The sequence below is a fragment of the Vibrio breoganii genome, assembly GCF_024346795.1.
In the GTDB taxonomy this organism is placed as follows: Bacteria; Pseudomonadota; Gammaproteobacteria; order Enterobacterales; family Vibrionaceae; genus Vibrio; species Vibrio breoganii.
Map to the genome: position 1 here is coordinate 1,613,907 of NZ_AP024864.1, position 25,838 is coordinate 1,639,744.

The 25,838-nt window shown below is 45.9% G+C and carries 25 protein-coding genes; 16 read left to right on the plus strand and 9 right to left on the minus strand.

Annotation, left to right across the window (positions count from 1 at the left end):
* Window positions 1–384: 384 nt before the first annotated feature.
* From rluB to rnm, 3 genes are all read right to left on the minus strand, one after another.
* Window positions 385–1,275: a 23S rRNA pseudouridine(2605) synthase RluB gene (rluB, locus tag OCU35_RS07565; protein WP_017030777.1), complete on the minus strand. Its 891-nt coding sequence runs from the start codon at window positions 1,273–1,275 to the stop codon at window positions 385–387.
* Window positions 1,276–1,431: 156 nt separating this feature from the next.
* Window positions 1,432–2,052, minus strand: a complete 621-nt coding sequence (locus tag OCU35_RS07570; RefSeq protein WP_017030258.1) for an L-threonylcarbamoyladenylate synthase — start codon at window positions 2,050–2,052, stop codon at window positions 1,432–1,434.
* Window positions 2,053–2,075: 23 nt separating this feature from the next.
* On the minus strand, window positions 2,076–2,936 hold the full coding sequence (gene rnm / locus OCU35_RS07575; RefSeq protein WP_261825103.1) for an RNase RNM: 861 nt from the start codon (window positions 2,934–2,936) through the stop codon (window positions 2,076–2,078).
* Between the two features lie 381 nt (window positions 2,937–3,317).
* Here rnm and OCU35_RS07580 point away from each other — a divergent pair, with 381 nt between their 5' ends.
* From OCU35_RS07580 to OCU35_RS07625, 10 genes are all read left to right on the plus strand, one after another.
* A complete protein-coding gene (locus OCU35_RS07580; protein ID WP_102334214.1) occupies window positions 3,318–4,928 on the plus strand; it encodes an anthranilate synthase component 1 in 1,611 nt (536 codons plus the stop codon).
* A complete protein-coding gene (locus tag OCU35_RS07585) occupies window positions 4,921–5,523 on the plus strand; it encodes an aminodeoxychorismate/anthranilate synthase component II (RefSeq protein ID WP_017242852.1) in 603 nt (200 codons plus the stop codon). The genes OCU35_RS07580 and OCU35_RS07585 overlap by 8 nt, the downstream gene beginning before the upstream one ends.
* 12 nt (window positions 5,524–5,535) lie before the next feature.
* Complete coding sequence (trpD, locus tag OCU35_RS07590; RefSeq protein WP_017030781.1) at window positions 5,536–6,534, plus strand: anthranilate phosphoribosyltransferase; 999 nt, start codon at window positions 5,536–5,538, stop codon at window positions 6,532–6,534.
* 2 nt (window positions 6,535–6,536) lie between these two features.
* Window positions 6,537–7,928: a bifunctional indole-3-glycerol-phosphate synthase TrpC/phosphoribosylanthranilate isomerase TrpF gene (gene trpCF / locus OCU35_RS07595; protein ID WP_261825104.1), complete on the plus strand. Its 1,392-nt coding sequence runs from the start codon at window positions 6,537–6,539 to the stop codon at window positions 7,926–7,928.
* 60 nt (window positions 7,929–7,988) lie between these two features.
* Entirely contained in the window at window positions 7,989–9,179 is a 1,191-nt protein-coding gene (gene trpB, locus OCU35_RS07600) for a tryptophan synthase subunit beta (RefSeq protein WP_102555308.1), read from the plus strand.
* Complete coding sequence (gene trpA, locus OCU35_RS07605) at window positions 9,179–9,985, plus strand: tryptophan synthase subunit alpha (protein WP_017030265.1); 807 nt, start codon at window positions 9,179–9,181, stop codon at window positions 9,983–9,985. The genes trpB and trpA overlap by 1 nt, the downstream gene beginning before the upstream one ends.
* A gap of 356 nt (window positions 9,986–10,341) precedes the next feature.
* Window positions 10,342–11,616, plus strand: a complete 1,275-nt coding sequence (locus OCU35_RS07610; protein ID WP_261825105.1) for a dicarboxylate/amino acid:cation symporter — start codon at window positions 10,342–10,344, stop codon at window positions 11,614–11,616.
* 376 nt (window positions 11,617–11,992) lie between these two features.
* Window positions 11,993–14,521, plus strand: coding sequence for an MFS transporter (locus tag OCU35_RS07615; protein ID WP_261825106.1), 2,529 nt, complete (start codon window positions 11,993–11,995; stop codon window positions 14,519–14,521).
* Window positions 14,518–15,543 carry an ABC transporter substrate-binding protein gene (locus tag OCU35_RS07620; protein ID WP_261825107.1) on the plus strand — a complete coding sequence of 342 codons (1,026 nt, stop codon included), beginning with the start codon at window positions 14,518–14,520 and terminating at the stop codon, window positions 15,541–15,543. The genes OCU35_RS07615 and OCU35_RS07620 overlap by 4 nt, the downstream gene beginning before the upstream one ends.
* A 148-nt stretch (window positions 15,544–15,691) precedes the next feature.
* On the plus strand, window positions 15,692–16,498 hold the full coding sequence (locus OCU35_RS07625) for an SDR family NAD(P)-dependent oxidoreductase (protein WP_261825108.1): 807 nt from the start codon (window positions 15,692–15,694) through the stop codon (window positions 16,496–16,498).
* Window positions 16,499–16,550: 52 nt separating this feature from the next.
* On the opposite strand, the gene OCU35_RS07630 is transcribed toward OCU35_RS07625, so the two are convergent.
* From OCU35_RS07630 to OCU35_RS07645, 4 genes are all read right to left on the minus strand, one after another.
* A complete protein-coding gene (locus tag OCU35_RS07630) occupies window positions 16,551–16,796 on the minus strand; it encodes a YdcH family protein (RefSeq protein ID WP_102443166.1) in 246 nt (81 codons plus the stop codon).
* 99 nt (window positions 16,797–16,895) lie between these two features.
* Entirely contained in the window at window positions 16,896–17,522 is a 627-nt protein-coding gene (locus OCU35_RS07635) for a DsbA family protein (protein ID WP_261825109.1), read from the minus strand.
* A gap of 64 nt (window positions 17,523–17,586) precedes the next feature.
* Window positions 17,587–18,630 (minus strand): alcohol dehydrogenase family protein, encoded by a 1,044-nt coding sequence (locus OCU35_RS07640; protein WP_261825110.1) that lies wholly within the window; start codon window positions 18,628–18,630, stop codon window positions 17,587–17,589.
* Window positions 18,627–19,136, minus strand: a complete 510-nt coding sequence (locus tag OCU35_RS07645) for a TetR/AcrR family transcriptional regulator (RefSeq protein ID WP_102329430.1) — start codon at window positions 19,134–19,136, stop codon at window positions 18,627–18,629. The genes OCU35_RS07640 and OCU35_RS07645 overlap by 4 nt, the downstream gene beginning before the upstream one ends.
* Before the next feature lie 213 nt (window positions 19,137–19,349).
* On the opposite strand from OCU35_RS07645, the gene OCU35_RS07650 reads away from it, so the two are divergent.
* From OCU35_RS07650 to OCU35_RS07665, 4 genes are read left to right on the plus strand one after another with little or no spacing between them, the layout of a single operon-like run.
* Window positions 19,350–19,883 carry a septation protein A gene (locus OCU35_RS07650; protein ID WP_102334218.1) on the plus strand — a complete coding sequence of 178 codons (534 nt, stop codon included), beginning with the start codon at window positions 19,350–19,352 and terminating at the stop codon, window positions 19,881–19,883.
* Between the two features lie 4 nt (window positions 19,884–19,887).
* Window positions 19,888–20,298 (plus strand): acyl-CoA thioester hydrolase YciA, encoded by a 411-nt coding sequence (gene yciA / locus OCU35_RS07655; protein WP_017030793.1) that lies wholly within the window; start codon window positions 19,888–19,890, stop codon window positions 20,296–20,298.
* An 11-nt stretch (window positions 20,299–20,309) separates the two neighbouring features.
* Entirely contained in the window at window positions 20,310–20,606 is a 297-nt protein-coding gene (locus OCU35_RS07660; protein WP_017030276.1) for a YciI family protein, read from the plus strand.
* A gap of 2 nt (window positions 20,607–20,608) precedes the next feature.
* Complete coding sequence (locus tag OCU35_RS07665; protein WP_017030794.1) at window positions 20,609–21,022, plus strand: GspS/AspS pilotin family protein; 414 nt, start codon at window positions 20,609–20,611, stop codon at window positions 21,020–21,022.
* Window positions 21,023–21,094: 72 nt separating this feature from the next.
* Here the strand turns inward: OCU35_RS07665 and OCU35_RS07670 are convergent, their stop codons facing one another.
* Together OCU35_RS07670 and OCU35_RS07675 are read right to left on the minus strand one after the other, a co-directional pair.
* Window positions 21,095–22,024: a class I SAM-dependent methyltransferase gene (locus OCU35_RS07670; protein ID WP_017030795.1), complete on the minus strand. Its 930-nt coding sequence runs from the start codon at window positions 22,022–22,024 to the stop codon at window positions 21,095–21,097.
* A 17-nt stretch (window positions 22,025–22,041) separates the two neighbouring features.
* The gene (locus tag OCU35_RS07675) at window positions 22,042–22,731 is read right to left on the minus strand and encodes a TIGR01621 family pseudouridine synthase (protein ID WP_102329428.1); all 690 of its coding nucleotides are present in this window, start codon (window positions 22,729–22,731) and stop codon (window positions 22,042–22,044) included.
* Between the two features lie 265 nt (window positions 22,732–22,996).
* Here OCU35_RS07675 and cls point away from each other — a divergent pair, with 265 nt between their 5' ends.
* Both cls and OCU35_RS07685 read left to right on the plus strand, forming a co-directional pair.
* A complete protein-coding gene (cls, locus tag OCU35_RS07680; protein WP_017030797.1) occupies window positions 22,997–24,451 on the plus strand; it encodes a cardiolipin synthase in 1,455 nt (484 codons plus the stop codon).
* Window positions 24,452–24,546: 95 nt separating this feature from the next.
* Window positions 24,547–25,770 (plus strand): cystathionine beta-lyase, encoded by a 1,224-nt coding sequence (locus OCU35_RS07685; protein WP_065599378.1) that lies wholly within the window; start codon window positions 24,547–24,549, stop codon window positions 25,768–25,770.
* Window positions 25,771–25,838: the final 68 nt, after the last annotated feature.

The window sequence follows — 25,838 nt, forward strand, 5'->3', positions numbered from 1 at the left end:
TTTCGCGTCCTTTTACGTACCTATTAGGGTCTGTTGACCTTTTGAGGTTGTTTTTGTAGCGATTTGTTGGGTATTAATACAAGGCAGTCGCTTTTAGGTGTGGTGGTTCCACATGAAAAGTGACTAACGCCGTAGAAATGCCCAACAAAGCGCTACCCGAAGGGCTCGTCCAGAACCCATTTACTCATCGTTGAGCGACTTTTGCTTAGATGACTAGGCGGCAAGTCCCTCGCCTTGATTAAATGACTTCTGGTCGAGCAAAATTTAATCTCAAAAGGTCAACAGACCCTACTTTCTGATACGAACAGTTTATCGTTTAAATCCATATTTGAGGTATAAAAAAAGCGACTCATTTGAGTCGCTTCTTGAATCTGTTATTTACAGCTATTTGCGCGCTTTCTTTGGCTTGCGTTTAGCTGGGCCATTCGAGGTAATACGCTCCTCGTGGCGACGTACTGCACGACGGATTTTTTGAGAACGAGAGCGCTCACGGTTACGAGAGGTATTACGCTCATCGATTACTGTTGCTTTCTCTGGTTGAAGCTCAACAAGTTCACGAAGGTAGTTAACCTGTTTCAGGGTCATTTCCATCCATCCCCCACGAGGCAATTTCTTCTCTAGGAAGATGTCACCATAGCGAACACGCTTAAGACGACTTACTGTGGTGTCTTGTGATTCCCAAAGGCGGCGAACTTCACGGTTACGACCTTCGTTAATGACTACGTAGAAGGTATGGTTCATACCTTCACCACCAGCGTAAACGATGTCTTCGAAGCGAGCCATACCGTCTTCAAGTTGCACGCCACGAGTTAGGTTACGAACCTTCTCCTCGTTTACATCACCAAATACGCGAACTAGGTATTCACGCTCAACTTGGCGGCTTGGGTGCATTAGACGGTTTGCAAGTTCACCATCGGTGGTAAACAGCAACAAGCCTGAGGTGTTTGCATCCAATCGACCCACAGAGATCCAACGAGCACCGTTGACCTTAGGAAGGCGGTCAAATACTGTACGACGACCTTCTGGATCGTGACGAGTACACAATTCACCTTCTGGCTTGTAGTAAGCAAGAACACGACACACTACTTCTTCAGGAGCTTTAACTGGCACTTGATGACCATCAATGCGGACAACCGCTAAGTCATCTTCTAAGCGCTCTCCTAGCGTGGCTACCTGACCATTAACGCTTACGCGACCTGATTTAATTAAACTTTCAAGTTCGCGGCGAGATCCATGACCAGCGCGTGCTAAAATTTTCTGTAATTTTTCGCTCATTTAGTTACCTTTGTGTCGTCTTCTCAGACGTCGGATGAAGTAGTGTTTCGCAGAAATTGCGGTCGCGTAGTATCTCAAAAACCAAACCGAAAATCACCCAATATTTACTGCATTTTTCATACCTAGCAAGCCATTGATTTTATTAACAAATACTTACTATTCAAACGGAGTTGTATCCCCAGCTCCACGACGTGCGATAACGGGGTCATCTTCACTAAAATCAATCACCGTCGTTGGTTGCTCACCCAAGTAACCGCCATTGATGATCAAATCTACCGCATGCTCTAGCTTGTCTCTGATCTCTTCTGGATCAGATTCTGTCACTTCATTACCAGGAAGGATAAGGGTCGTCGACATCATCGGCTCGCCTAGCGCTTCCAATAAATCTAGCGCAATCTTATTATCTGGAACACGAATACCAATGGTTTTACGCTTGGCATTCATTAGACGACGAGGCACCTCTTTTGTTCCTTTAAAGATAAAGGTATACGCACCCGGTGTATTGTTTTTCAATAGACGGAACGCGCTATTGTCTACGCGTGCATACAAGGATAGCTCTGATAGATCTCGGCATAGCAGCGTGAAGTTGTGCTTGTCATCGATTTTACGAATTCGACACACGCGATCCAATGCGGATTTGTTCTCTAGCTGACACCCAAGTGCATAACCCGAATCTGTAGGGTAGATCACTACCCCACCATTGCGAATGATAGCAGCGGCTTGTGTGATAAGGCGCGCTTGCGGATTATCTGGATGAACATAAAAATACTGACTCATCATATCTCCTTATGAGCAGGCATCTATAGAGTCGATGCCTTAGGATCAGAAAACTGTGGCCATTGTTCCCATACGGGAGTCACTCCGGACGGGAGCCACAAATTCTTCCCTAATTCCATCCAAGGCGATGGATAATGAAAATCGGAACCTTGGGAAGCTAATAGATTGTATTGTATAGCATAATCAGCCAAGTTGCGTCGCTCTTGTTGACTTTGTTGAGGTTGAGAAACCTCCATTGCATCCCCGCCCGCCTCAGAAAATGCCGATAACAATCGTTTTTGCCATTTTGCAGTGAGATCATAACGGCCAGGATGAGCTAACACGGCCAAACCTCCAGCAGCATGAATGGCATTGACCGCATCTGTCATTGAACACCAAATAGGAGGCACATACCCCGGCTTGTCTCGGGTTAAAAAGCGTTTGAATACTTGCTGCATGTTCTTCGCATGACCATTGTCTACCAGCCACTTGGCAAAGTGAGCACGCGTTACCGGAGCGCCATTTGCTATCGCCTTTACCTCAGGCAAGGGGTCGACCTTAAGGTGCTTAGATAAACGATGCGCAATCAACTCCGAACGCTCTATACGCCTTGCTTGCTGCTCTTCAATAAGCAGTGTCAGCTTTGGATTGCGAATGTCGATATTCAATCCAACAATATGGATATCCTTATTCGACCAAACCGTTGAAATCTCTATACCGGGTAATAGCTGAATATCCGCTTCAGAATCTCGAATGTATTCCAAGGCGGGCTCTATACCCTCTACAGTGTCGTGGTCTGTTATAGCAAGTACGCCAACACGGTGCTCGATAGCTCTATCAACAAGAGCTTGCGGACTAAAACGGCCATCAGACGCAGTAGTGTGAGAATGCAGATCAAATATCATAAAAGGCTTGACTTTCCACTCATGTACTAGTTAACTAGTACACCTAGATTAATTAAGGATGTTTAGCAGATCGCTATGAATACAGTCATGATACAACAGCAAACGCCAATCTGTACCGAATTCGGTAGAGTTTGTGTATGTGCAGTATCTAACGTATGGCGTTGGTGGCTCGAGACTTAAGCGAGCTAAGCATTGAGTGTGTCTACACACCTCTAAAGCTCGCATTAATGTGCGGGCTTTTTTTATGCCTTTTTTACACAATCCGGCGCGTCGCAAACTAACTCTTTCAAATTGCCTCGCAAAAATGAGTTAAGTGCGCAAACTTTGACCCGCTTTTACGCAATCACTTTTGGGTGGAGCAACAGAATATGAGAGTATGTGATGCAAAGAAATTCAAGCTTACAAGGAGGTCTTGTGAATAAGACCATTAATCTGACTGCGCAGGGCCAACTAGAGCTTCTGCAACGCGATGTCTTCTATACACAAGATCCAACGGAGCTATTCCATCATCTGTGTAAAGACAAAGCGGATACCCTACTACTCGAATCCGCAGAGATTGACTCCAAAGAAGATCTAAAGAGCTTACTACTTGTTGATGCCGCTATGCGCATCGAGTGTCGCGGCCACCAAGTGGTGTTAACCGCCAACTCTGATAATGGACGTGCATTACTTGCTCGCATTGCGTCGAACCTAAACTCTGAGTTCGTCTCTGAACAGAGCGATAGCGCACTCACCGTCAACTTCACCGCTCCTGATATCAACCTTGATGAAGACAGCAGACTTCGTCAGCCGTCATCGTTTGATATGTTGCGCTTAGTGAAAAAAAGCTTCAATTGTGATGAGCATGACCCTATGGCGCTGTTCATCGGCGGCTTGTTTGCTTATGACTTAGTGGCCAACTTTGAACCTCTAGGCGATGCCGCTGAAAACAGCCGTTGCCCTGACTATGTATTCTACGTATCAGAAACCCTCATTGTTATTGACCATCAGCAGCAACAAGCACACCTTTATGGCAGCTTGTTTGATGCTAATGAAGAGACTCGCGCAACATTAGAAGGCCGTCTCCAAACCATCGAAGCGGAAATGAAGGTGGTTGAGCCTACGCCTGATTCGGTCAAGCTAGAGCGCTGCGATGTAGCGGTAAATATCAGTGATGAAGAATTTTGCCAAACCGTCCGTGACCTAAAAGAGTTTGTAATTAAAGGTGACGTGTTCCAAGTGGTGCCATCTAGACACTTCTCTCTAGAGTGCCCTTCTCCACTGGCGGCTTATAAGCATCTAAAGAAGAGTAACCCAAGCCCTTACATGTTCTACATGCAAGACGAGCTATTCACTCTGTTTGGTGCCTCTCCTGAGAGTGCGCTTAAATACGAAACACAAAGCAATCAGATTGAGATCTACCCAATTGCGGGGACTAGACGTCGCGGCAAGAACCCAGACGGCAGCATCAACCATGACCTTGATAGCCGTATCGAGCTAGAGCTTCGTTCTGATCGCAAAGAAAATGCAGAGCACATGATGCTCGTGGATCTGGCTCGCAACGATGTAGCGCGTATTGCTGCTGCGGGAACTCGCCACGTAGCGGACCTGCTTAAAGTTGACCGCTACAGCCACGTGATGCACCTTGTATCGCGCGTTGTGGGACAACTGAGAAATGACCTAGATGCGTTACATGCCTACCAAGCCTGCATGAATATGGGAACGCTAACGGGCGCGCCAAAGATTCGTGCAATGCAGTTAATCCGCGATGTTGAGCAACAACGCAGAGGCACCTACGGTGGCGCTGTGGGTTATATGACAGGTCGCGGTGATCTAGACACCTGTATCGTTATTCGCTCTGCGTATGTTGAAAATGGCATCGCAAAGGTTCAAGCCGGAGCTGGCGTCGTATTTGACTCAGACCCTCAAGCAGAAGCCGATGAGACTCGCGGTAAAGCGCAAGCTGTAATCAGTGCAATTCAAGCCGCACATACTGAGGTGAAGCATGGCTAATATTCTTTTTATCGATAACTTCGATTCATTCACCTACAACCTAGTAGATCAATTCCGTACCCTTGGCCACGATGTGACCGTGTACCGAAACAACATAGACGTGGAAATGCTAGGTAATGCGCTAGGTGAACTTGATAACCCTGTGATTGTCCTATCACCAGGACCTGGCGCCCCGAGCGAAGCAGGAAATATGCCTGCAATTATCGATCGCTTCAAAGGCAAGGTACCCATGATCGGCATCTGCCTTGGCCACCAAGCCATTGTTGAAGCCTATGGCGGCACCGTCGCTGGTGCGGGTGAAATCATTCACGGTAAAGTATCCATGATGCAACACGATAATCATGCGACTTACCAAGGTTTGCCGTCGCCGTTTGCGATTGCGCGCTACCACTCTTTAGTGGCTACAAAAGTGACCGATGATTTAACCATCACCGCACAAGTAGACGACTTAGTCATGTCGGTCGTTCATGAGCAAGACAAAGTATGTGGATTTCAGTTCCATCCCGAGTCTATTATGACCACCTATGGAGCCACCCTTTTAGCGAACTCAATTGAGTGGGCACTAGGGTCTATTGAACTTTCAAAAGAACAATAACAAGGAAGAACGATGCAACAAATTCTTGAACAACTTTATCGCCAAGAAGCCTTAAGCCAAGAGCAGAGTCAAACACTGTTTGACCAAATTATTAAAGGCGAAGTAGAGCCGATTGTACTGAGTTCAGTCCTTACTGCTCTGAAAATTAAAGGTGAGACACCAGAAGAAATTGCTGGGGCCGCTAAAGCACTACTGGCGAATGCACAGCCATTCCCGCGTCCAGATTACGATTTTGCCGATATCGTAGGCACAGGTGGTGACGGTTCTAATACCTTCAACATCTCCACCACTGCAGCTTTTGTTGCTGCAGCCGTTGGTCTTAAAGTTGCGAAACACGGCAACCGCGGTGTTTCGAGCAAGTCTGGCTCTTCTGATTTGTTGGACTCTTTTGGTATCAACCTTGCCATGAGCGCTGAAGACACTCGTAAAGCGGTAGACGATATTGGTGTTGCCTTTTTGTTTGCACCTCAATATCACCAAGGCGTACGTCACGCGATGCCAGTACGTCAGGCACTGAAAACACGCACTATCTTTAATATTCTGGGTCCACTGATTAACCCTGCTCGTCCAAACATCGAACTGATGGGCGTTTACGATGAAAGCTTAGTGGCACCTATTGCTGAAACTATGCAGCAGATGGACATGAAGCGCGCAGCGGTTGTTCATGGTAGCGGCCTTGATGAAGTGGCCATTCACGGCACAACGACGGTTGCTGAAATCAAAGACGGCAAGATAGAGCATTACACGCTAACGGCAGAAGACTTTGGTCTAAACTCGCATCCGTTAGAAGCGCTAAAAGGTGGCACACCTGAAGAGAACCGCACTATTGTGACTGACCTTCTCTCAGGCAAAGGCACTGAAGCGCAAGAATCAGCGGTAGCAGCAAACGTTGCCCTGCTAATGAAACTGTTTGGTCACGAAGACCTTAAAGCCAACGCACAGCAGGCAATTGCCGCAATGCGTAGCGGCAAGGCATACCAACTTGTAGAACAACTGGCAGCTAGAGGTTAATCATGTCAGAGCATATCTCTCAACAAAACAAAGACATGGCACAAGTGCTGGCTAAGATCGTTACTGACAAGGCGATTTGGGTTGAAGAGCGCGAGAAAGCGCAACCACTAGACACCTTTCAGGCATCGCTGACTCAATCAGATCGCAGCTTTTACGATGCGCTTTCTGGCGATAACACTGCGTTTATCCTTGAGTGTAAGAAAGCCTCTCCATCGAAAGGCTTGATTCGTGATGACTTCGATCTGGATTACATCGCCTCGGTCTACAACAATCATGCGAGTGCTATCTCAGTGCTCACTGATGAGAAGTACTTTCAAGGCAACTTTGATTTCTTACCTCAGGTAAAGAAGCAAACCAAGCAGCCAATTCTATGTAAAGACTTCATGATAGCGCCGTATCAGGTTTATCTGGCTCGTCATTATCAAGCGGATGCAATCTTGTTGATGTTATCTGTACTTAACGACGATGAATATCGCGAGCTGGCACAAATTGCCCACTCATTAGGTATGGGCATTCTTACTGAAGTAAGTAATGAAGAAGAGTTACAACGTGCTATCGAACTGAAAGCAAAAGTGGTTGGCATCAACAACCGCAATTTACGCGACCTAACTATCGATTTAAATCGCACCAAAGAATTAGCGCCGAAATTACCACAAGGCACCACAGTAATTTCTGAGTCTGGTATCTACAACCATCAGCAAGTCCGCGACCTCGCTAAGTTCGCCAATGGCTTCTTAATTGGTAGTTCACTGATGTCAGAAGACAACATTGAACTGGCGGTGCGTAAAGTATTGCTGGGTGAAAACAAGGTTTGCGGTTTGACTCACGCTGATGACGCTGCAAAGGCTTATAATGCAGGTGCTGTCTATGGCGGGCTTATCTTTGCTGACAAGTCAAAACGCAAGGTAGATAAAGAAAGTGCTCGCCTTACGATGAGCGGCGCTCCTCTTCGCTATGTGGGTGTTTTCCAAAACCAAAGCGCTGATTACATCTGCGAGATGGCAAAATCTTTAGAATTAAATGCTATCCAATTGCACGGTGATGAAGATGAAGCCTTTGTCGCTGACTTGCGTGAGCAACTCGATGACAGCACAGAGATCTGGAAAGCCTATGGCGTAATGGACGAAGTACCCTCTTTTGTAGGGAACGTTGATCGCCACCTTCTCGATTCAAAAGTAGGCACTCAAAGCGGCGGTACGGGTACGGCATTTGATTGGTCGAAAATAGACAATCCTAATGTGATGCTAGCGGGCGGCTTAAATGCAGACAACATTGCACAGGCATCACAACTGGGCTGTTTGGGTCTTGATCTAAACTCCGGCGTAGAAGTTGAACCAGGTAAGAAATCTCGTGAAAAGCTAGAACAAGCTTTTGCCGCGATCAGAAATTATTGATTACAACGTCTATCTCTGAGCATTTGCTGAGATAGCGATACCGAATTTAAGGAAATTACGATGGCAAAACTAGATGCCTACTTTGGAGAGTTCGGTGGACAATACGTTCCACAGATCCTCGTACCGGCGCTTGACCAACTTGAGCAAGCTTTCATTGATGCACAAGAAGACCCGGAGTTTCACGCAGAATTCATGCAGTTGCTGCAAGAATATGCAGGTCGCCCAACTGCGCTAACGTTGACTCGTAACCTGACAACAGGCACGAAAACCAAGCTATACCTAAAGCGTGAAGACTTGCTTCACGGCGGCGCACATAAAACAAACCAAGTACTTGGCCAAGCGCTTCTTGCTAAGCGTATGGGTAAGACTGAAATCATTGCTGAAACTGGCGCGGGTCAACACGGCGTTGCATCAGCACTGGCTTGTGCACTGCTTGGTCTTAAGTGTCGCGTATACATGGGTGCTAAAGACGTAGAACGTCAAAGCCCTAACGTTTTCCGCATGCGCCTAATGGGTGCAGAAGTTATCCCTGTACACTCTGGCTCAGCAACATTGAAAGATGCGTGTAACGAAGCACTACGTGACTGGTCTGCAAGCTACGAAGACGCGCACTACCTACTCGGTACTGCAGCAGGTCCTCACCCATTCCCAACAATCGTGCGCGAGTTCCAGCACATGATTGGTGAAGAAACTAAGCATCAGATCATGGCTCGCGAAGGCCGTCTACCTGACGCACTGATTGCGTGTGTTGGCGGTGGTTCAAATGCGATTGGTATGTTCTCTGATTTCATCGAAGAGTCTGATGTTCGTCTTATTGGTGTAGAGCCTGCAGGTAAAGGTCTGGATACAGACATGCACGGCGCGCCGCTTAAGCACGGTAAGCTAGGTATCTTCTTTGGTATGAAAGCACCATTGATGCAAGATACTCACGGTCAGATTGAAGAGTCTTACTCAGTATCTGCTGGCTTAGATTTCCCATCTGTGGGCCCGCAGCACGCACACCTTAATGCGACAGGTCGTGCAGAATACGGCGCAGTTACCGATGACGAAGCACTAGAAGCATTCCAAATCTTGGCGCGTAAAGAAGGCATCATCCCTGCTCTTGAGTCAGCGCATGCACTTGCTTACGCATTAAAAATGGCATTTGATGAGCCAGAAAAAGAACAACTGTTAGTGGTTAACCTATCAGGTCGTGGTGATAAAGATATCTTCACAGTACATGATATTTTGAAAGAAAAGGGAGAGATGTAATGGACCGTTACGCTGCGCTATTTGAGCGTTTAGATGCAAAAAAACAAGGTGCATTTGTTCCTTTCGTTACCATTGGCGATCCTAATCCTGAATTGTCTTTGCAAATCATGCAGACGCTGGCCAATGCTGGTGCTGACGCCCTTGAATTAGGCATTCCATTCTCAGATCCATTAGCCGATGGCCCGACAATCCAAGGCGCCAATATTCGTGCTTTAGATTCAAAGACGACGCCGACTATTTGCTTCGAGTTAATCGCTCAAATCCGAGAGCAACATCCAGATCTTCCTATCGGTCTGCTGGTGTACGCAAACCTAGTGTTTGCAAATGGTATCGACTACTTCTACCAAGCCTGTGCGAAAGCGGGCGTTGATTCTGTGCTGATTGCCGATGTACCAACCGGTGAAAGTGAAGAGTTCAATACTGCGGCTAAGAAAGCGGGCGTACATGCCATCTTCATCGCGCCTCCAACCGCAACGGATGAAACACTAAAGCAAGTATCAGAGCTGGGTGGTGGTTACACTTATCTGCTTTCTCGCGCAGGTGTTACTGGCGCAGAAACGAAAGCAAATATGCCCGTTGATCATATGCTTGAGCGCTTAGCTAAGTTTGATGCTCCACCAGCACTACTAGGCTTTGGTATCTCTCAACCTGAGCAAGTGAAAACAGCCATTGAAGCAGGCGCTGCTGGCGCGATCTCTGGATCCGCTGTAGTGAAAATCATCGAGAACAATGTTGATAATGCTGAGAAAATGCTTGGCGAGCTAGCGACTTTCGTAACCAATATGAAAGCTGCTACTCAAAAGTAACTCTGTTTTAGTGAGTATTTAGAGCCACATTTTGCGAAAGCGAAATGTGGCTTTTTTGTCATTATCCCACCCCAACATATGCAACATACTCATTACAACTGCACTCATAACCAAGGTTAATGTATGTATAGATCTTGCACGACGCAAACGATTGCTTTGCCCATTTATCATACAAAAATATAATAAATTACTCATTCAGTCTCCTGAGTTTATCAATGCCCCTAAAAATAGAGTGATCAAGATCACATTTATTTCCACTTCCTCTGCACGTAACCTCGAATAAAAGTACAAAGAAGCACCCCTAAATATAGGGAATAGGGCCATATATAAGTTCTTATATTCGGCAATACCTCGAATTGTTAGCACAAAAGGTAAAGGAAGTGTTAAAAGATAAAAGTTTACTCGGCAATATTGGTGTGCAAGTTGTTATTGCGATGATTGTCGGCACCCTAGTAGGTGCAATGATGGGTGAGAGCGCAACTGTATTTGCTCCCCTAGGTACTATCTTCATCAATCTGATCAAGATGTTGGTTATTCCTCTAGTTGCTGTTGCACTAATCTCTGGTGCTGCGGGTCTAGGTAACAGCTCTAATGCTGGTAAGGTTGGCCTAACAACACTTGGCTTCTTCGGTTTAACATCTGCGCTAGCGGTAGCCCTTGCTTTGGTAATGGGTAACCTGTTCCAGCCGGGTACTGGTATCGATGTTGCTTCTGTAGAAAGCATGTTCTCTGCAGAATACGCAGCCCAAGGCGCCCTTCCTGGCTTCTGGGACACAGTTACTGGCATGATCCCGACCAACTTCTTCCAGTCTTTGAACGAAGCAAACATACTGCAAATTCTAGTTTTCTGTCTTTTCTTTGGTATTGCTGTTTCTAGCCTAGAAAAAGAGCGTCGCGACCCTCTTATCAATGGCGTAAATGCTATCGTTGATGCAATGGTTTGGATGATCAACAAGGTTATGCTGATCGCTCCTTTAGGCGTATTCGGTCTAATGGCTGATGCGGTTGGTTCGTTCGGTTTTGGCGCACTGATGGTAGTGTTCAAGCTATTCTTGGTTTACGTTACCGCTATCTTAATCTTTGGTTTCGTTGTCTACCCCATTTTGGTTCACGTATTCACTAAGACTTCTGCTAAGAAGTTCCTAGTCGCTATGAAGAAACCACAAGCGGTTGCTCTTTCAACAGCCTCTTCTATGGCAACACTTCCTGTAACCATGAACACGGTTGAGAATGAACTAGGTGTTAAGAACTCTACGGCTTCTTTCGTATTGCCTCTTGGCGCAACCATCAACATGTCAGGTAACGCAATCTACTACGGCTTGGTGGCTATCTTCTTCGCGCAAATGTTCGGCATCGATCTAAGCCTAGGTGCATACATCGCGATCATCGCCACATCTACATTGGGTGCAGTTGGTCAAGCAGGTGTACCAGGGCCATCGTTCCTTGTAGTTGCAGTATTGCTAGCAGCAGGTATTCCAATTGAAGGCCTACCACTACTATTCGCTCTAGACCGTATCTTTGACATGATTCGTACCGCGCTAAACATCACTGGTGATGCGGCTTGTGCGGTAATCGTTGATGCTCTAGTTGAAGAAGAAGCGCAAGTTGAGCTTCAGAAGCAACAAGCGTAACTGATACGACAAGACTCAATATCAAGCTGGGCTATAACGCCCAGCTTTTTTATTTCAAATATTTCCTAGACTTGTTTCTATTCTCATTGCGAACTACCCTTCTCTAGCGCTCAAAAAATAACCAGCGCATTTCTCTCGCGTACTCGTCGTAAAAAGTATCGCTCGCTCCATCAAACTTCGGTGATTTGTGGTGAGTTTTCAACGCAAAATAGTGGTGTCTTTTACCCTAATTCTAGGAGTTATTCTCTTTTCTTTGGCAGGCTTGTTTATTTTACAGCACGCTTCTCTCTTAAATGATCTAACCCAGAAACGCATAATAACCACGCTAAGTATTGCGGCCCAGCCTATTGAGTCATTTGCAGAAATGGGGCTGCCGGTGTCATCGGTCCGCAACAAAGAACACCTCTTACAGCGGGCACAATCTAGCGACCCAAACATTCAAAACCTGTATCTCATCAATCCAACAGGCATTATGGTCGCTAGTGCAACGGGCGGAAAAATTTCTGTTTCGCAAAGAACGGTTCACCAGTGGATAAGGGCTTCCGACGACAGTTGGCCAGTTCTTACTACACAAGAGCAAGGCCTTGTTGGACGGGTGATACTAAACAGTCACAAGCATGAAATAGCAATACTGTTAATTCAATACGACACTAAAGATATGGCGCTACGCCAACAGATGTTTAAAGAAACCACCCTCGCTTGGACAAGCATGATCTGGCTCATTGGTTCGCTGATCGGTATCGTTGTACTTGGTGGAATCAGTAAGCGAATTGTCGAACAGTTACACAGTAGAAACGGTGTCAATGAAGAAGTTGCCAACCACTATAAAACAGCATTGGGCAACTACACTCTTCTTGTGCACTCATTTACTATACCGCCTTGTAATGGTCCGGCCCCTTATTCCATTAAAGACCTCACAGACACAAAAATACTCGGAATAGATGAAACAGGCTTTACTAGGACAATTCTAAAGAAAATGGGCTTAGTGGTTTTTTCTCTGGTACTGATTGGAGCGCTTGTTCTTTCCGCCTATGGACATAATGAAATTCAACGCTCCATATCCCCAGAAATAAACCTGCGAACCCAACTGATCACCAACGAAGTTGCCAAGGAAATTGAGCATGCTATGTATCTCAATATTCCCCTTGTAACCCTCGCGCAAGACAGAGATTACTTTACACACCTTGTTGATCTATTTGATGAAATTGAAGGATTAACAATCCAAACGCAACATTGGTCTACAACCGTAGGGCAAGTGTCAATGGGCTTTGCCAACAGCATTGAGAAGACCCTACAGCTTAATCATCAAGATCAAGCCAAATTAATTTTTCAAACCAATAGCGCTCAGATAGATAAACAGCTTTTATCTCATTCACTGGATTTCTTAACGCTGTTGATGGTGGTGTTGCTATTGGGGTTCGAACTAGTGGCTTTAATGCTTACCGTTTCAATTACCAAGCCTCTTAATGCCTTGGCCATCATTGCTCGTAAACAAGCTCAGTTTGATTTTTCTTTAGTCTATAAGGGGACCTCTGATCATCAGCAAACTAAGCAATTGGATCAGCTGAACCAGCATGCCCTTGATCTCGGTCGACGCTTAGTTAGGAGCATCATTTCTGTTCCTCAACGAATAATAAAGATTAGCATTACCGCAAGCCCACGACTGCAGTTTTCCTTTCCTAGACCAAAGGTACTTCGCCTTGCTCACCTATCGGATGTACGCTTCGCCCTATTTCTTATCTCGCTGGCTGATGAATTACCCCTGTCTTTTTTTCTTATTTTCAGTAAAGAACTTTTACCTCAAGTCGGAGCCGTCAACGCCAACTTGTTGCTGACACTGCCTCTAGTCAGCTACATGATAGCCGGCCTTGTTGTCGCACCTTTTGCAAGACCGCTCAGCATCAAACTAGGATACAGACACCTCTTTCTCGCTTCTGCGTCACTGACCATACTGGCGAAAATCGCCTTCTTCTATTCCACCAATATTCCGCAGCTGATTTTTGCCAATGCCATCAACGGAATTGGGTTCGTTCTAGCCTTACTGGCTTGCCAAGACTACGCATTAGATCAGTTACCTAAACAATCCCGAGCGATAGCCAATAGCCAATTGCGGGCAACCGCAACGGCTGGTGTATTTGCGGGTACAGCTTTAGGGGGTGTACTGGCTGAGTATGTGGGAGCACGAGTCGCGTTTATAATCTGTGCCCTATTTGCCGCAGTCGCTATAGTGCTTATTGCGCAGTTTGTATGCAAAGGAAAGCCAAAGGTAACTCGCTCAAGCTCTCAAGGGCTATCCATTAAGATGCTAGAGTGTTTCACTCATCGTCAATATCTTGCCCTCATTATTGGCTACATGTTACCTCTAGCCCTGATTGACCACGTCTTCATTACCTACCTTTTAGCAATGCAGTTAAATGAAATTCACGTGTCAATCGTCGACATATCTAGGGCTATGTTACTGTACTTTCTGTTCTATATATTAGGTGGCTCTTTGTTAGGCAAGCTCCCGCAAAGGTTGCAGGTTGCCCCAGGTCTACTTCCCCTATCACTACTGATCACCTCTATCGCCCTACTGTTGGTGTCGATGAGTCCTAGCTTTGTCGGCATGGTATGGGTGTGTATGCTTTGTGGTTTGTGTATGGGTCTATGCATGGGACCTCTCACTGATAGGGTCATGCGACTCGCTGAAGGTCCCCTTGCCCATCTAGGAGCTTCAAATGTGCTTGGGTTAATGCGCGTAATTGAACGAGGCGGGGCAATCTTTGGACTGCTGATTGCGGGGGTGCTCAGCGGTTACTACTCCTATGCCGCGACTTTACACTTTCTTGCGTGGTTCTTCATAGGTGGAGTATTGCTCAGTCTTCTACTGCAAATACCTCAACGCAAGCTGGAGTCTTCATCATGAGCAAAGCCGTCATTCAATTCATGACCTTTGTCCTACTCGTTTGTGCTAGCTGCATAAGGGTGAGTGCTTCTAGCCAATATAACGTGACTATGGTGCTATGGGACGGTTGTGAAGCCGTTTGTAAGGGGCTAAATGATGCTCTCAACAACTCTCCCCACGATATCCAGTTACAGCTTTTAAATGCCCACGGTGACCCCAATAATCTGGCGTCCATCAGAGCGCAAATCAATAAAGAAAGACCGGATGCCGTAGTAACATGGGGAACAAAAACGACCATCGAAATCGCAGGCAAGAAGCATGACACCAAAGGCATAGACAGTTCGATTCCTGTGATTTTCACCCAAGTATCTGACCCTATCGCCTCTGATATTATCGATGATTTCTCACATACTGGTCGACGCAATATTACTGGTGTGTACAGCCGAGTACCTGAAGCCGTCAACATCAATGCCATCAAGCAATACATGCCAAACTTTAAAGTGTTGGGGGTTTTGTTTGAGCCCAGTGCGGAGAATTCGCTCAATAAAGTAAAAGAACTCAAAGCCCTAAGTGAACAGCATGGTTTTAAGCTCGTTTCAGTTCCATTAAATTCTAATGCTGAGCCCATGCAGGCCATTGAACAAGGTATTCAAACGCTCAAGCAGCAAGATGTCGATTTTATCTATCTTGGTTCTAGCACTTATTTAGAGAAGCACGGAGCAATCTTGATCGACTGCGCCCTAAAAGCCTCTCTGCCGATAATCACTCCGTATGAGAACATGGTTCATGACTCCCATGCGCTCATGTCTATTGCGGCCAACGATTATGAAGTGGGTAAAGTAGCCGCACTGCAAATAGACACGCTATTCTCAACAGATACAACGGCAGGAGAACTGCCGGTATTGCGTGTGGAAGATTTTGCCTACACCGTCAATATTAACATTGCTAAAGTGCTCAACCTTTACCCACCAATGTCTCTTTTGAAGATCATTGAGATTACTCCGCCGATTGAAGAAAACCTTTCCCTCGGAGATGTAGATTGATTATTAACGAATTCTTTAAACTGTTTCGCGGATCCAGCTAATTAAATCTGTCAATCAAGGTGTTATCTTATTGATCTAGCAACTAATATCTAACTGATTCATAACTAGGGTCTGTTGACCTTTTGAGCTTAATTTGAGGATAGTCACCATGCAGAAAATCATACTAATCACTGGCGCTACCGACGGTATTGGCCTTGAGACTGCCAAAACACTCGCCAAGCAAGGCCATCATCTATTAGTACATGGTCGTAATCCTCAGAAGCTGCAAAAAGTACAAGATGAGCTTTCTAGTCTTCCAGGTGCTAGCAAAATAGAAACCTACGAGTCGGACCTTTCTCGTCTAGCTGATGTTAAAACGCTGGCGGATAAAATAACTCAAGATCATTCGCATCTTGATGCATTGATTAATAATGCGGGCGTATATAGCGTTCCGAATGCAGTAACGGCTGATAACTTAGATGTGCGCTTTGCAGTCAATACTCTTGCACCTTACTTGCTCACGCAACAGTTACTCCCTCTAATGAATAGTGAGAGTCGCGTGGTGAACCTGTCTTCAGCAGCGCAATCTACGGTTGATATCGACGCCCTATTGGGTGGAAAATCACTTGCTGAAGGCGAGGCCTACGCGCAAAGTAAGCTGGCGATTACCATGTGGACAAGAACCCTGGCTCAATCCCTAGGCGCGAACGGCCCTGCAATCATAGCGGTAAACCCAGCCTCGTTCCTTGGCAGTAAAATGGTGAAGGAAGCGTATGGCGTTGCCGGAGGCGATCTCTCAATTGGTGCGGGTATTCTAATTCGTGCTGCGTTATCAGAAGAATTTGCCAATGCATCAGGACAGTATTTTGATAATGATATTGGTCGTTTTAGCAACCCCCATGCGGATGCTATGAACGCAGCTAAATGTAATAGTGTTGTGTCAACTTTAGATGAGATGTTGGCAAGTTTTAAGTAGCTAAAAACAACAAAGGCCACTGCAATAGTGGCCTTATCTACAACTTTTGAAACTAACCTTTAGCGGCGACTAGGCGCTGATATAGGGAGTCTTTCAACACTGCTCTGTCGTGCTTCATCTTGTGCATTTCTTCGTCGGTAATAGGATCACCGTTTAGCTCTAGTACACGAATTTCTTTATCTAATGCAGTATAGGTCTTGTTGTCTTGGGCAAAGGTTTCATTGCTTTCAACCAGTTGCTTGATAACGTCTTGTAATTCTGGAAAGTCATTCTCGAGAGAGTGTTTCTCACCTAACATAATCACCCCTTTAGTAAGGTATAGAGTAAAATTGCAGTTGGATTCACAATAAATGTAGCATGCTATTTTAAGGTACTCGCTGTTTCCCAAAAAATTACTCTAAATTTTCCCTAAAACATGATCTATCTGATTAAGCGTGACTTCTGCATCTTGATAGTTTATCGGTAGCTCAGTAACAGACTCCCCTTTGACAACAAACAGCGAGGGAAAGCTATTGCCACCTATTGAGCGGGCAAACCTGAGTTCCTGCATCAATGCTTGATCTATCTCGGCTGAACCTAAATCTCTTTCAAACTGCTCGACATTGAGTCCAATTTGGCGGGCGAGTTCGATTAATGTCGATACGTCACTCGGATTTCTAGCTTGAAGGTAATAGGCGTGTTGAATGGCAGTTAACATCTGCTTCTCAGCACCTTGTCGTCTTGCTGAAAGCATGGCTCTACATGCGGGGTACGTAGAACGACGGGGCGTATTCGATGTCCAAAATTCGTGGTTAAATTGAGTCCCTAGTAAGGACTCAATTTTATTCCAATAGGAGGCAATCTGGCTACGCATCTCCATTGGCATAGGGATATCTGAGTCAGGGGCTAGCCCACCGACCAGATACACTATCTCAAGTTTGTCTTTTAGTGCTGACTCTAGTTGTAGCCACGTTGGTTTATAACCCCAGCACCATGCGCACATGGGATCATAAACGTGATAAAGACGCGCGGTTTCCTTACTCATTGTCACTCCTAACACACTGATTTATCTAGCCAGTTAATCATCATGACACGATTAGCGCAAGGGGCTAATCTAGAGTTAGCACTATCTTCCCTAAGTGCTTTTTCTCCATAAATGCTAGCTGAGCTTGCTCAATTTGCTGCAAAGGAAAGGTCATAGCCACTAGAGGTTTGATCTGGCCACTCTCAATGCGCTTCACTAAGTTTGGAAAGACTTCTGGCTCGATAACTGTACAACCAAAGAAGCTTAGGTCCTTTAGATACAAGGTGCGAAGATCCAATGTCACATCAGCGCCGGCAATAGCGCCTGAAACCGCGTAGCGGGCTTTGGGCTTCATTACATCAAGCAATGTCGGCCAGCTCTTACCACCGACCAAGTCAATCACCACATCAACGCTGTTGATCCCAAGGCTTGATACTAGGTCTTGGTCTCGAAAAACCACTTCATCAGTGCCGATGCTCTTCAGAAGTTCTTCTTTGGAGCGGCTGGTTACGCCAATGACCTTAGCGCCACGTGCCTTTGCCAATTGGATAGCGGCTGAGCCAACTCCACCTGTTGCCCCTGTCACCAAAACCGTGTCAGATGGGCCTACATTGGCGCGAGTCAGCATGTTTTCTGCCGTTGAGTAAGAGCAAGGAAATGAGGCCAGCTCTACGTCAGAGAGCTGGGTATTTACATGATGGGCATAGCGCGATGCCACCTTAGTAAACTCAGCAAATCCACCGTCACATTCTGAGCCAAAATACCAAGGGCTTGGTAAGGCTTCACCATTGGCTTCATTAAGACAAGGTTCAACGATCACTCGCTCGCCAATTCTCGTCGAATCAATGCCCTCACCCACGGCAACGATGACACCACAAACGTCCGCACCTTGAATTCTAGGAAAGCGAAAAGCGTCACCTGACCAAGAGGTATCATCACCGTCGACGTCACTCTTTGCGTACCAACCAATTCTGGTGTTGATGTCAGTGTTATTCACCCCTGCCGCAGACACTTTGATTAACACCTCTCCCTTGGCAGGAGTCGGCACTTCAATATCGGTTTTATACTGCAGTTGATCGAAATCGCCGTGACCGATCATTTGTACGCCATACATAGTTTGTGTATTCATTTTAAAAGTTTCCTAACCATATCCTTTGCCGCCACTATGGCGTGTTCGCCCATAGTCGGCCATGCCAGGGATACGCCTTCGTGTATTAAAAACAACGCCATTGCCAAATCAGGCCTTGCGCTTCTTTGGGCTAAGAGTTGAACCAGCTGTTCTTTATGCTGTTGTACCGCAGCGTTCACCTCGTCATTATTTGGAAATGCCGAAAATGCGTTCATTGACAAGCAACCGTTTGGCGCATCTTCGCTCATCCAGCAAGCTAAAGCGTCGATTAGTGCAATAACCGAATCTGTGCCACTTGCAAACGACTCATCATCTAAATAGGCAAGATATCTCTGATGGCGATGCTCGAGCGCACCAATCACCATTGACTCCTTCGATGGATAGTAGCGATACAAGGTTCTTAAACTCACACCAGAGGCGACTTTGAGTTCAGCGACGCTCATTTGTGCAAAGCCGTGCTGACTGAACGCGACCTCTAAACGACCTGCAATTTCATCTTTTACCATAAGCCCTCAAGGTAGAACGTTTACTCTACCTGCATGATAGAGTAAACGTTCTACCTTGGTCAACCATTTTCGATTAATTAGGCATCGTCTGAAATAAAACTGTCATGACTGAAGGCATCTTAACGAGGTAAATGGGGGGATAAGCACGGTCAACGCTATATTTCATAACTTCAATTAGGTAGACTGATTCAAACGCTAATTTCAATAAGAACAATGAAGCAGTTACTCGATTTTATTCCCCTGATAATATTTTTTGTGTTGTACAAGATGTACGACATCTATACCGCTACAGGGGCATTAATCGTTGCCACTGCCCTTCAACTCATTGTGACGTACGTAATGTACAAAAAAGTTGAAAAGATGCAGCTCATCACTTTTATTATGGTCACCATTTTAGGTGGCATGACCATATTTCTGCATGATGACAACTTCATAAAGTGGAAGGTAACCCTAGTTTATGCTGTATTTGCAATAGGGCTCACCGTCACTCAATTAATCGGAAAGCCGGTTATCAAGGGAATGCTTAGCAAAGAGATCACTTTGCCAGACAGTATATGGAATAAGATTAATTGGGCTTGGACACTGTTTTTTACAGGTTGCGCGGTCCTTAATGTCTATATCGCTTTCAATCTACCTCTTGATGCTTGGGTTAACTTCAAGGTCTTTGGCTTACTAGCCGCGACGCTGATCTTCACCTTGCTAACCGGTATTTATATTTACAAACATATGCAAAAAGAGAGTGAATAACGCAATGACTTCCCCATCATCTCAATCCGAAAAAATCACCCCTAGAGGCGAGATGCTACTTAGAACCCTCGCTATGCCAGCGGATACCAACGCGAATGGTGATATCTTTGGTGGTTGGATTATGTCTCAACTCGACTTGGCGGGTGGAATTCTTGCCAAAGAGATCTCAAAAGGACGTATTGCTACAGTCTCTGTATCCAGTATTACCTTTAAACGCCCTGTTTCTGTGGGGGACATAGTATGCTGTCATGGAGAGTGCAGTCGCATTGGTAACTCATCAATGTCTATCGAATTACAGGTATGGAACAAAAAAGTTATGGGCGAGCGCACAGGTGAGCGCGATCTTGTTTGCGAAGCTACCTTCCATTATGTTGCAATCGATGAAAATGGGCGCCCTCGCGCAATTGAAAAGTAAAAGGACTGACTATGTGGTATGTTATTTTTTCTCAAGATGTCGAAGATTCATTGCAAAAACGTCTTAGCGTGCGAGAGCAGCACCTAGAGCGTTTGCAGAGTCTACAAGATCAAGGACGTTTGCTTACCGCAGGTCCAATGCCAGCAATCGATAGCGATAACCCAGGTGAAGCAGGATTTACTGGCTCTACCGTCATCGCACAATTTGAATCCTTGCAAGATGCCAAGGAATGGGCTGATGCAGATCCCTACATCGAAGCTGGCGTTTATCAGAACGTTATCGTCAAACCCTTTAAAAAAGTATTCTAATTATGCATTCATCACTTAAAACTCTGTTTATCGCGGCACTGGCCACTCTTATTCTTGCAGGCTGTTCATCAAACGGTGATAAGCAGAGAGAGCTAGAACTTAAGGCGGATCGCCGTGCTGGGATCTTGGCTTCAAGCCTGCCAATTGAATACGGCCCTTTGACCATCACTAGAGCGTCTTCAAAGGGAAGTATTGTCATCATTGAAATGCTGTACAACCAATCGGGCAGCAAGTCTGCCGATCAGTTGGTTGCGAGTGCAAAAAACTATTACTGCAGCTCAGAAGATGTGAGAGCGACCATGGAAGAAGGTATCGGTTACCTAATCAAGGTTCGTAATAACCGAGGTCAGCTAGTTGTTGAAGAAATGATTAGCACCAAGACCTGTTCGGCGAGTGAAGAGAAAGCCGCTGAATAATTGGGCATACAGATAAGAAAGGCCAAAGTAGAAACGACTACTTTGGCCTTTTTTTTTGTTTCCAGCGTCAAGTTAACGACTAAACAGTTGCACCTTTAAGCTGGCTTCTGGGTCTACATCGGCAAATTCTGGCGGATTGTCCAAACGTTGCAAGTAATTGAGCGTTGGGGCATGCTCCGCCATACCGTCAATGACAAAATCAGAAGTGACCGCTGGTGAGTTAGCGCAAGCCATCACCTGACCGTTCTCTGTCAGTAAATCAGGCAGGCGTCGCAGGATCTTCTGATAATCCTTGGTTAGAGCAAAGCTGCCCTTTTGGAAAGACGGCGGATCCGAGATGATTAAATCGTATGGCCCCATACGTTTGATCTTGCCCCAAGATTTAAAGATATCATGAGCAAGAAACTTAACTCGGCTCACCTCTTGCTTGTTCAAGTGATGGTTGTCGCGCCCTCGGCTAAGCGATGAGCGTGCCATATCCACATTCACCACCTGACTTGCTCCACCAGCAATCGCCGCAACCGAAAAACCGCAGGTATAAGAGAATAGGTTAAGGACGTTCTTGCCCTCAGAGTTTGCTCTCACCCAATCTCGACCTAGGCGCATATCTAAGAACAAACCAGAATTTTGATTGGAAGAGATATTCATCCAGTATTTAAGACCGGACTCCACCACCTCAACCTTGTCTGGTTGCTCGCCTAAAAGAAACTGCGTCGGCGCGCCGTGTTCATAACGATGTTGAATTGAGATCGAGCGTATTGAAGCATGATCAGGCTCGGATGCAAGTGCCTCTAACCCTTGGGTTAATTCAGCCATAAATTCGTCCGTCACTGGCCTAAATAGCTGTACAACTAGGTGCTGACCAATCCAATCACAAGTGATCTGCTCAAGCCCCTCATAGGTGCGACCTCGTCCGTGAAACAAGCGTCTTACTTCAGTTGGCGCGAGCGCTAACCCTTCCTTTAATTTTGAAAAAAATACGGGAAGCGCTTGTGGGTTCATTGGTTGGGGTATTTCAGTCATTTTATTTTCGGCCAATTCAGTAGTTGTGGTTGTTGCCAGTTTGCAATCTGTTGTTTGATGGCGTCTCGTTGCCATAACTCGCCAAGGCTGGCGTCATTGCTAGGGTCAAGTTGATAGCGATAGGCCTGCCCCTTAAACTCAAAAGCAAGGGCAAACGCATGTAGGTAACCCCTATCACTTTGGCTAGTCGGCGTATAAGTTGGGTCACCCACAATAGGGCTACCAATGGACTTTAACGCCACACGTATTTGGTGCGTCTTTCCCGTACGAGGTTTACAGATAAATACGCGGTAGCCGTCGGCAGATGCGGAGAAAAACTGGGTAATGGCTGGGTTTTCATTACTTGGTATCAGCTTCCACATAGAGCGGCGGCTCTTGGCCATATCACCCTTTACCAGCCCCTGCTTTTTCTTCGGCTTTTTATCTGAGATTGCTAGATAGAATTTCTCTACTTCGCGTTTGGCAAACGCCTGAGAAAGTTCACTTGCTGCCTGTTGATTCTTACCCAGTAGTAACAATCCAGAGGTCATCTTGTCCAATCTATGAATAAGGTAAAGTGGCCCACTATCGATAGCGCTTTGGACTTCTTGTAGTAAAGCCGTATCTTGGTCATCTTTATGGACGCTAACGCCCGGGTGCTTGTTGATCAACACGAAATCGGGTTGATTATCTACTATGTCAAACATGAACGGCTCTGGATGAGTGATTGGTCACTGGGATTGAGGGTTAAGTATATAGTGAGCGCTGAGTGAATCCTACCTTTGTCACTATTGCCACTCCGATACCACTAAAGCTTTGGTTTTTCATACACTTTATTCACACTCCGATTACCCCTCAGCAATAACTCAGCTTAATTTTACGCCCATTACGACACTCTTTCGCAAAAGACGTACAAAGTGCCTTTTTGCGTATACACTACAACTATAAGTGATTGATTATTAACTGAGAGAAATGGAAGGATTTTATCATGCGCTGACCCTTATCGGGATCGCGTTGTACTGGATAATTGTAGCGGGTGTCACCATTCGGGTAGTCATCAAAAGGCGTTCTGTTAGCGTCTCTTTAGCTTGGCTAATGATTATCTATATTCTGCCAATAATCGGGGTGATCTGTTACTTCCTATTTGGAGAGTTAAACCTAGGCAAAAAAAGAGCGGAACGTGCGCAGGCGATGTTTAACCCTTACGAAGCTTGGTTCTTAAAGCTGCTTGATTGTAACGCTCACCTTCCTGAAAAAACGCCAACACACATTACCCATATCGATGATTTGTGTACCAAACGCATGGGCATCCCTGCTCTTTGTGGTAACACCTTATCTTTGCAAGATACACCAGAGAAAATTCTAAAGTCGATTGTCGAAGACATTGAGCAAGCGCAAAGCATTATTCGCATGGAGTTTTACATCTGGAATGAGGGTGGTTTGGCTAATGCTGTGTCTGCGGCTTTGATCAGAGCCTCACAGCGAGGTGTGCGATGCCAGATCCTTATTGATGCTGCGGGTAGCCGAAAGTTCTTCTCCTCTTCTTGGTGCAAGATGATGATGGATGCCGGTGTCGAGGTGGTTCAAGCTCTGCAGGTAAACCCTTGGCGTATGTTCCTGCGTCGTCTTGATTTGAGACAGCACAGAAAAATCATCGTTATCGATGATAATGTTGCCTACACGGGCTCAATGAACCTTGTGGATCCTGAGTATTTCAAACAAGATGCGGGGGTTGGAATGTGGGTCGACGTGATGGTGCGAATCACAGGCCCAACAGTAAACGTTCTCTCAGCTATCCATTGCTGGGACTGGGAGGTTGAAACAGGCGAGCGCTCCTTCCCTGCCCCGCCAGAGTGCCATATCGACCAAGACAATCTGCTGCACCCAATACAGGTGGTTCCATCAGGCCCGGGCATGCCAGAGAACCTTATCCAGCAAGTACTGACTATTGCCATTAGCCGTGCCAGTGAATCGGTGACCATCACCACACCTTACTTTGTTCCAAGCGAAGAGTTACTGCAAACACTCCGCACTACCGCACAACGTGGTGTCAAAGTAGAGCTCATTATTCCAAAGAAAAATGACTCTATTATGGTCGGTTGGGCATCTAAAGCCTTCTATGCAGAGTTGTTATCTGCTGGGGTCATTATTCATGAATTTGAAGGTGGATTGCTGCATACCAAATCGGTGGTAATAGACCAGCAATATTGTCTAATAGGGACGGTAAATCTTGATGTAAGAAGCCTGTGGCTTAACTTTGAGGTCACATTAGTGGTTGATGATGCCGAGTTTACCCAGCAACTATATTGGCTACAGCAAACCTACATACAGCAATCGACAACCGTGGACGAAGAACGCTGGCGTGAGCGCAGTATGTTACATCGTTTCCTAGAGCGCGCTTTTTATCTGTTTAGTCCTGTTCTATAAACATTAGATTTACTTGATTAAACGTAATTTTTCTTGCACTGCCTGCCCTGCTCATGGTTTAAATAACCCTATAGCAATTACATCAGGGAAGGCAGATGGCAAAGAGCAAATCTCCAGTGACAAAAACCACGCAACTTATCAGTGCGGGTAGAGATAAAAAATACACCCATGGAGTGGTCAACCCACCCGTACAGCGCGCATCGACGATCTTGTTCGATACGGTAGCTGAGAAAAACCAAGCGGCCATCAACAGAACCAATAAAGGACTATTTTATGGTCGCCGCGGCACTCAAACTCATTTCGCACTCCAAGACGCTATGGTTGAGCTTGAAGGTGGCTTTGGTTGCGCCCTGTACCCGTGTGGTACTGCGGCTATCTCAAACGCGATCCTATCTTTTGTAGAAACAGGCGATCACATCCTAATGGTGGACACCTGTTACGAACCCACACGCGACTTCTGCAACACTATGTTAAAGCGCCTTGGTGTCGAGACGACCTACTACACGCCAACCATTGGCGAAGAGATACAAGACCTTATCCAGCCAAACACTAAGCTACTGTTTTTGGAATCTCCTGGTTCAGTGACCATGGAAGTGCAAAACGTCCCTCTGCTTGCAGAGATTGCACATCAGAACGATATGATCGTTATGTTGGACAATACTTGGTCCGCTGGCCTGCACTTTTCACCCTTTGAATTTGGCGTCGATATCTCAATTCAAGCTGCCACAAAATACATAGTGGGACACTCTGATGTCATGCTAGGTACGGCTATCGCGACTGAAAAATACTGGGATCAATTGCGTGAAAATAGCTACCTGATGGGACAATGCGTATCACCTGATGATGCGTATTTGGGTCTGCGTGGTATTCGCACCCTAGATATACGCCTCAAGCAGCACCAGCAAAACAGCTTGAAAGTCGCTAAGTGGTTAGCCACTAGACCTGAAGTTGATCATGTTCGCCACCCAGAACTTGAAACCTGCCCTGGCCACCAATACTTCAAACGTGACTTTACCGGCGGCAATGGCTTGTTCTCATTTGTCATGAAGAGCCAAAACACCAAGGCAACCACTGCCCTACTTGATGGAATGGAACTGTTTGGTATGGGTTACTCTTGGGGCGGCTATGAGAGTTTGATTCTTGCTAATGAGCCAAGAAGCTTCAATAGCCTAAGAACGGTAGCAAACCCGAATTTCACTGGCACTCTATTCCGCCTTCATATCGGTCTTGAGAACGTGGACGATCTTATCAAAGATCTCGAGGTGGGCTTTGCTCGCTATAACGCAGTTCTTCAAGCCGAAGAAAGCGCAGTAAGTTAATTTTTCTTCTGAGACCTCCCCGCTCGGGGCGGTCTACTATTTTTACTCTTCTATTTCTTCGCTAGACC